Origin of the sequence: Acidiphilium sp. 34-64-41 (assembly GCF_002282635.1) — a bacterium.
GTDB classification, from domain to species: domain Bacteria; phylum Pseudomonadota; class Alphaproteobacteria; order Acetobacterales; family Acetobacteraceae; genus Acidiphilium; species Acidiphilium rubrum.
Genome location: NZ_NCJX01000106.1, coordinates 1 through 7,593 on the forward strand (window position 1 = coordinate 1; position 7,593 = coordinate 7,593).

The window sequence follows — 7,593 nt, forward strand, 5'->3', positions numbered from 1 at the left end:
ACCGTCATCGCAAACCTCCTCCAGGGAAGTTCAGCGAATCATACCCGCCCGAGCCGCGACAAATCACTTTCGAGTCAACGGAACCTCAGGTTGGTATTAAAGGCTGAGCCTTTAAAATCCATTAGTTTTAGGTAAGGGGAGGGCGCTGCCTCGGTGGTTCCGTCGATCTGGCCTGGGTCGCCCTCCCCTTACCTAAAACTAGCGGGTTCTAAGGGCTCCGCCCTTAGTGGGGGTCGAGGGGGCAAAGCCCCCCGCCTTGCTTCCTTCCTACCTCACGCCCGCAGCGTGCCGCACGCGTTCGGCCATCTCCCGCGTATTCGGCGAGAGGTCGTTCGCCGCGATGATGCGATCCAGCGCCGCGCGCATCTTATCCTGCCGCGCCACATCATAGCGTTTCCAATCCGCGAACACTTCCATGCCGCGCGCCGCGACGCTGCGGTTCACCTGGTCGGCCGCGAGCGTCATGCGCGCGACGAAATCGTAACCCGCACCCGAAGCATCATGGAACCACAGCGCGTTGCGATACCCGAAGGCCGACACCAGCGAGCGATAGCGATTGGGGTTGCGGATGTCGAAATCAGGGTGCCGCGTCAGTGCCTCGATCCGCGCGAGCGTGTCCGGCGCGCTGCTCATCGCCTGGATCGCGAAGAATTTATCGATCACCAGCGCATCGCCCTGGAACCGCGCGTGGAACGCGGCGAGCGCCTCGTCCCGCGCCGGGCTGGTGGTATCGACCAGCAGCGCCAGCGCCGTGAGGCTTTCGGTCATCGTGGTATCGGCCGCGATCTGCGCCTGCGCCAGCGCGATCCCCGCCGCCTCATCACCCGCCATGATATACGCCAGACACGCATTGCGCAGCGCGCGGCGACCCACACTGGCCGGATCGACCGCAAACGCCCCGTCATACGCGGTCTGCCCATAAATCGCCTGGAACCGCGCCTGCAAAGCCCCCCCGATCGCACGGCGCGCGGCGGTCAGCACGGCGTGGATCGCATCGGGATCGACCACCGCCATCCGGTCCGCCAGCGTCGAAGCCCCCGGCAGACCCAGCAGCCGCGCGGCCAACGCCGGTGCCGCCGCCGCCTGATCGAGCGCCGCGGCCCGCGCATCGCGCAACCCGTCATCGAGCGTGAAGCCCGCGCCGCGCTGATGCGCCGCGATCGCCTCAAGCAACACCTGCACCGCGTATTCATGGCCGGCTTCCCAGCGATTGAACCCATCGCTGTCATGCGCCGCCATCATCGCCAACTGCACCCGGTCATACCCGCTCAGCCGGATCGGCGCCGAAAAATTGCGGAACAGCGAGGGCACCGGTGCCGCCGCGACATCGGTGAATACGAAGCTCTGCGCCGCCTCGGTCAGCAGCACCACGCGCGTGCCCACCACCGTCTCACCATCGATCGTGCCCGCCAGATCCTGCCCATCCGGCCCGATCAGACCAAGCGCCACCGGAATCACGAACGGCGCCTTCTCCGCCTGCCCCGGCGTCGGCGCGGTCGCTTGCCGCAGCGTCAGCGTATAGCGCCGCGCCTCCGCATCATACGCGCCGGTAAAGCTCACCGCCGGCGTGCCCGCCTGATCATACCAGCGCATGAACTGGGTAAAATCGTAACCCGACGCCTCATGCATCGCGCCGACGAAATCCTCGATCGTGGCGGCGGTATTGTCGTTGGTCGCGAAATAGATATCCATGCCGCGCCGGAACGCATCCGCCCCGATGATGGTACGGATCATCCGCACCACTTCCGCACCCTTTTCATACACCGTGGCCGTGTAGAAATTATCGATCTTCCGATAGGCCGGCGGCCGCACCGGATGCGCCAGCGGCCCGCCGTCCTCGCGGAACTGAAAGCCGCGCAGCCGCAGCACATCCTCGATCCGCGACAGGCTGGCATCGGTGGTATCCGCCCCGTATTCCTGGTCACGGAACACGGTCAGCCCCTCCTTCAACGACAGCTGAAACCAATCCCGGCAGGTCACCCGATCGCCGGTCCAGTTATGGAAATATTCATGCGCGATCACCCGGTCGATCCGCAGATAATCCGCATCCGTCGCGGTATCCGGCCGCGCCAGCACCAGGGCGGTGTTGAAAATATTCAGCCCCTTGTTCTCCATCGCACCGGCATTGAAATCGCCCACCGCCGCGATGTTGAAAATATCCAGATCGTATTCGAGGCCGAACACCTCCTCATCCCACCGCATCGACCGCTTGAGGCAGACCATCGCGTGATCCACCTTGTCCTCATCGCCCTGGCGGACATAAATCCCCAGCGCCACCGTGCGGCCCGACGCGGTGATGAACTCGTCATGCACCGAAACCAGCATCCCCGCGACCAGCGCGAACAGATACGAAGGCTTCGGATGCGGATCGACCCATTTGACCCAGGCCCGCCCATCCGGCATCGCCCCCCGATCGACCGGATTGCCGTTCGAAAGCAGCACCGGATACCGCGCCTCGTCCGCAACCAGCGTCGCGCTGAACCGCGCCATCACATCCGGCCGGTCCGGGAAAAACGTGATCCGGCGAAACCCCTCCGCCTCGCATTGGGTGAAAAAATCGCCGCCCGAAACATACAGCCCCGATAATTGCGTATTCCCGGCCGGATCGATCGTGACATCGGTATCCAGCGTGCACGCATCCGGCAAATCCGCGATCACCAGCCCATGCTCACCCAGCCGATAGGCAGCAGCATCGAGCGCCACCCCATCGACCGCTACCGCATTCAAAGTCAGGTCCTCGCCATCCAGCACCAGCGGCGCCGCCGCATCGCCATGCGCCGGGTTGCGCCGCAGCGCCAGCGTCGCCCGCACCCGCGTTGCCTTCGGGTCCAGATCGAAAATCAGATCGACGGTATCGACCAGAAACGCCGGCGGCCGATAATCGGCCAGGCGGTGCTCGGCAACAGGGGCGGGGATCGCAACAGGACGCTCGGCCATATGAAACTCCTTGGAATACCCAAACCTGCCCGACCCCGCCGCCCCACGCAATCCGCTGAGCCACAACGGTTTTATCGGTCAGAACACCCCACGCCGACTTCGCGGAAATTGCGCAGCACGCCGCGCCCTGATTATTTTACAAGGACAGCCCGCAAAATCCTATGCAGACGCCGCCGGTGCTGCATATTGAAGCGATGGACGGCACGCCCCGCGACCTCACCCTGCGCCTGCATCAAAGCATTCACGACATCCCGCCCGCCGAGTGGAACCAGCTCGCAGGCAACGGCAACCCGTTCGTGCGCCACGAATTCCTCGCCGCCATGGAAGACAGCGGCTCGGTCGGCGGCCGCAGCGGCTGGTACCCCTACCACGCCGCCTTGCGCGACGCCGCCGGCCGCCTCGCCGCCGCCGCACCCGCCTACGCCAAAGCCCATTCCTACGGCGAATACGTGTTCGACCACGCCTGGGCCAACGCCCTCGAACGTGCAGGCGGCCGCTACTACCCCAAACTCCAGATCGCCGCACCCTTCAGCCCCGTCCCCGGCCCGCGCATGCTGCTCGCCCCCGGGCTCGACATGGCATCCCTCGCCGACGCGCTGAAAATCGGCGCCAAACAACTCAAATGCTCGTCAGTCCACGCCACCTTCTGCACCGAAGACGAATGGCACGCCCTCGGCAAAGCGGGCTGGCTGCAACGCATGGGCGTGCAATACCACTGGCATAACCACGACTACGCCGATTTCGAAGCCTTCCTCGCCGCGCTCGCCTCCCGCAAACGCAAAGCCATCCGCCGTGAACGCCGCGACGCGCAGGCCGGCCTCGAAATCCGCCCCCTCCGCGGCTCGGAAATGGGCAAACGCGAATGGGCGGCCTTCCACCAATTCTACCTCTCCACCGTCGATCGCAAATGGGGCGGCGCCTACCTGACCGAAAGCTTCTTCAGCCTGCTCGGCCAACGCCTCGGCGACACCGTCGTCGTCATGATGGCCTTCCGCGCCGGCAAACCCATCGCCGGCGCCCTCAACCTGCTCGGCGACGAAGCCCTCTACGGCCGCAACTGGGGTGCGACCGAAGACGTCCCCTTCCTCCACTTCGAACTCTGCTACTACCAGGCCATCGAATTCGCGATCAGCCTCGGCCTCAAACGCGTCGAAGCCGGCGCCCAAGGCCAACATAAAATCCAGCGCGGCTACCTGCCCAGCCGCACCTTCTCCGCCCACTACCTGTTCCACCCCGGCCTCAATGCCGCCGTCGCCGACTTCCTCGACGCCGAACGCCCCGCCATCGCCGACGAAATGGCCATGCTGGGCGAACAATCGCCGTATCGTGCCGAGCCCTGAGCTGAGGCAAGCAAGGCGGGGGGCTTTGCCCCCTCGACCCCCACTAAGGGCGGAGCCCTTAGAACCCGCTAGTTTTAGGCAAGGGGAGGGCGCTGCCTCGGTGGTCCTTGCTTCCCTCACTCATGATCGCCGCATACGCGTCGTTGGCCCTGTCCATGATGATGGTCGGGGTAAATGTGGTGATTTTGAAGGTTTTGGCCGGGCATTTGCCGATTTTCGTGATTCTGGGGTTGCGGTCGGTTCTGGCGGCTTTGGTCTTGGTGCCGTTCGCGCGGCTTGGGCGTGTGCCGGGGCGACTTGTGCTGGGCAATCTGGTGTTGCAGGCCGGGTTCGGCACGTTGGCGTATAATGTCCTGTTGCTGGCGGGTTTGCAGCGCACGGGTGCGGTCCAGGCGGGTCTGGTACTGGCGACGTTACCGGCGGTGATTGCCCTGGGTGCCGCGATTCTGCTGCGGGAGGGTCTCTCCTGGCTTCAATGGCTTGCGGTCGGTCTGGCGGGATTGGGGATTGCGGCGTTGGCGCGCGGCGGTGGCGGGTTCAGCCTGCTGGGTGATGGGCTGGTGTTCGGCGCGGTGTGTGGCGAGGCGGTTTATGCCCTGCTGGCCCGTCGCGCGGCGGGGCAATTGCCGGTCGCGCAGGCCAGTTTCTGGATGCAGGCGGCTAGTGCGGTGTTCTGCATGCCGCTGGCGATCGTGCAGTTTCCGGCCGCGCACTTCACGCTGGGCATTGGCGCCTTGCTGGTCGTGCATAGCCTCACCGCCAGCCTGCTGGCGTTGTTGTTATGGTATCACGGCATGAAGCGCGTAAAGGCCGGCGTCGCCGGCGCCTTCACGGCACTGCTGCCGGCCACCGCGACGCTCGCGGGCGTCGTGATCCTGGGCGAGGCGCTCACGCGGGGCGACGCGCTCGGCCTCGTCGCCCTGCTGTGTTCGATCGTGCTGATCGTATCGCCTCAATTCCGGCTGCGGCCGTGGAGCAGAAAGGCCAGAGCATAGCCGGCGGCGGCGGTGCCGAGCATGGCGAGCAGCGGCTGCTCCTTGATCATGTCGGAGGCGCGGCCCATCAGGCTGTCGTCGACATAGGCATTGCCGGTGGAATCGACATGCGGCTTATGGCTGGTGAAAGCCTCGCTGGCGGCTTCGGCGGCTTCGCTGATGGTGTCCTTGGCCGAGCCATAGAGCTTCTGGGCCTTGCCGGCGAACTGGTCCGCCTTGCCTTCGGCCTGGAGCGATTCGTCGCCGGTCAACCCGCCGACACCGTCCTTGATCTTGCCGCCGATATCCTTCGCGGCACCCTTGATTTCGTCTTCATCCATGGTTCTCATCCTCGATCTGCTTGGCCGGAATTGGCGAAAAATGCAGATGGCGTTCGACCCCGCGCGAAACAAGCCGCGCCAAAACAAACGTCCGCACGCCCGCCAACCCAGTTTTGTAAAGAGGGTCAGTCACATAGCTGTCATTTAATATCTTTCCATCTTCATTAAAACGGCGTTAAGGTCCGCCGATAAGTCAAAACAGGGGATAATTGATGGCTGAAGGTACTGGAATTAAACTTAAACGCGATGCAGGCATCATCGGGCTCTTGTTTGCAAGCCTGGGTGGAATCATCGGATCGGGCTGGCTGCTCGGGCCGCTCACCGCCGCCAAAATCGCCGGCCCCTCCGCGATCATCGCCTGGCTGATCGGCGGCGTCGCGGTCTTGCTGCTCTCCTTCGTTTACGCCGAACTCGCCACCGCCTTTCCGCGCGCCGGCGCCGTCATCGCATTTCCGAAACTCTCCCACGGCAATCTGATGGCGACCGTGCTGAGCTTCGTCGTGTTCCTCGGCTACGCCTCGGTCGCACCGGCCGAAGCCTCGGCAGTCATCACCTACGCCAGCAACTACATCACCGGCCTGGTCGATAAAGGCGGCGTGCTGACCACGCTCGGCTTCATCGTGTCGGCCGCCCTGCTCGCGGTCTTCGCCGTGGTGAACATGCTGGCGATCAAGACCGTGCTGGCCATCAATTCGACCCTGACATGGTGGAAAATCGCCATCCCCGTGCTCACCATCATCGTCTTCCTGCTGTTCGGCTTCCACGCCAGCAATTTCTCCTCGCACGGCTTCGCCCCCGCCGGCGCATCCGGCGTGTTCTCCGCCGTGGCAACCTCGGGCATCGTGTTCTCCTACCTCGGCTTTCGTCAGGCGGTTGAACTCGCCGGTGAATCGAGCAACCCCAAACGCAACCTGCCGATTGCCATCATCGGCTCGGTCTCGATCGGCCTGATCGTCTACGTCGGCCTGCAAATCTCGTTCATCGGCGCGCTGAACCCGTCGGACATCGCCAAAGGCTGGGCCAACGTCAATTTCAAAGGCGCATTCGGTCCGTTCGCCGGCCTCGCCTCGCTCATCGGCATGGGCTGGCTGGCCGTGCTGCTCTACATCGATGCCTTCGTCTCGCCCACCGGCACCGGCATCATCTACTTCACCACAACCTCGCGGGTGCTCTACGCCACCGGCAAGGAAGGCCTGATCGGCGGCAATTTCTTCGCCAAACTCTCGGTCGCCGGTGTCCCGCTGGTCGGCGTTCTGGTCACCTTCCTGGTCGGGCTGCTGTTCCTCGTGCCGTTCCCCTCGTGGCAAGGCATCGTCACCTTCATCTCCTCCGCCACCGTGCTCTCCTACGGCACCGGCCCCGTCGTCATGATGACCCTGCGCAAAACCCTGCCGCCGGATCGCTACAAACGCCCCTACCTGCTCGCCGGCGGCAACCTGATCGCCTCGGTCGCCTTCATCATCTCCAACTTCATTATCTTCTGGAGCGGCGCCGCCACCGATGACTTCCTGTTCGAACTCATCCTCGGCTTCACCGTCATCTACGTCGCCTACGAAGCCATCGCCGGCGTCGGCATCGCCAACCTCCACTGGCGCGGCGCCTGGTGGCTCGCACCTTACTTCTTCGGCCTGTGGCTGCTGACCTACCTCGGCCCAAAAGCCCTGACCGGCGGCACCAATACACTCGGTGAACTGACCGACTCCATCATCCTGGTCATCTTCAGCATCATAATCCTGTTCGTCGCCATCAACTCAGGCGTCCCAGACCCCGAAGAAGCCAAAGCCACCATCCTCGCCGGCGAACCCGAACTATTCATGCCCGCCGAGTAGCACCACCGATCGCGGGATCAGCCGTGAGTAAGAAGGCCAGGGGGCTCTGCCCCCTGGACCCCCGTTAAAGGCAGAGCCTTTAAAATCCATTAGTTTTAGGCAAGGGGAGGGCGACCCAGGCCAGATCGACGGAACCACCGAGGCAGCGCCCTCCCCTTGCCTAAAACTAGCG

At 64.0% G+C, this 7,593-nt stretch carries 5 protein-coding genes; 3 read left to right on the forward strand and 2 right to left on the reverse strand.

The window, feature by feature from the left end; translation table 11 throughout:
* Positions 1 to 267: 267 nt before the first annotated feature.
* Complete coding sequence (pepN, locus tag B7X49_RS16420) at positions 268 to 2,937, reverse strand: aminopeptidase N (protein ID WP_286840238.1); 2,670 nt, start codon at positions 2,935 to 2,937, stop codon at positions 268 to 270.
* Between the two features lie 194 nt (positions 2,938 to 3,131).
* Here pepN and B7X49_RS16425 point away from each other — a divergent pair, with 194 nt between their 5' ends.
* Positions 3,132 to 4,277, forward strand: a complete 1,146-nt coding sequence (locus tag B7X49_RS16425; protein ID WP_286704919.1) for a GNAT family N-acetyltransferase — start codon at positions 3,132 to 3,134, stop codon at positions 4,275 to 4,277.
* 122 nt (positions 4,278 to 4,399) lie between these two features.
* Entirely contained in the window at positions 4,400 to 5,272 is an 873-nt protein-coding gene (locus B7X49_RS16430; RefSeq protein WP_286704904.1) for a DMT family transporter, read from the forward strand.
* On the opposite strand, the gene B7X49_RS16435 is transcribed toward B7X49_RS16430, so the two are convergent.
* Positions 5,230 to 5,592 (reverse strand): CsbD family protein, encoded by a 363-nt coding sequence (locus tag B7X49_RS16435; protein ID WP_286704905.1) that lies wholly within the window; start codon positions 5,590 to 5,592, stop codon positions 5,230 to 5,232. The two genes, B7X49_RS16430 and B7X49_RS16435, sit on opposite strands and share 43 nt — an antisense overlap.
* A gap of 266 nt (positions 5,593 to 5,858) precedes the next feature.
* Between B7X49_RS16435 and B7X49_RS16440 the strand changes: the two genes are divergently transcribed.
* A complete protein-coding gene (locus B7X49_RS16440) occupies positions 5,859 to 7,421 on the forward strand; it encodes an APC family permease (protein WP_286840242.1) in 1,563 nt (520 codons plus the stop codon).
* The last annotated feature ends 172 nt before the right edge of the window (positions 7,422 to 7,593 follow it).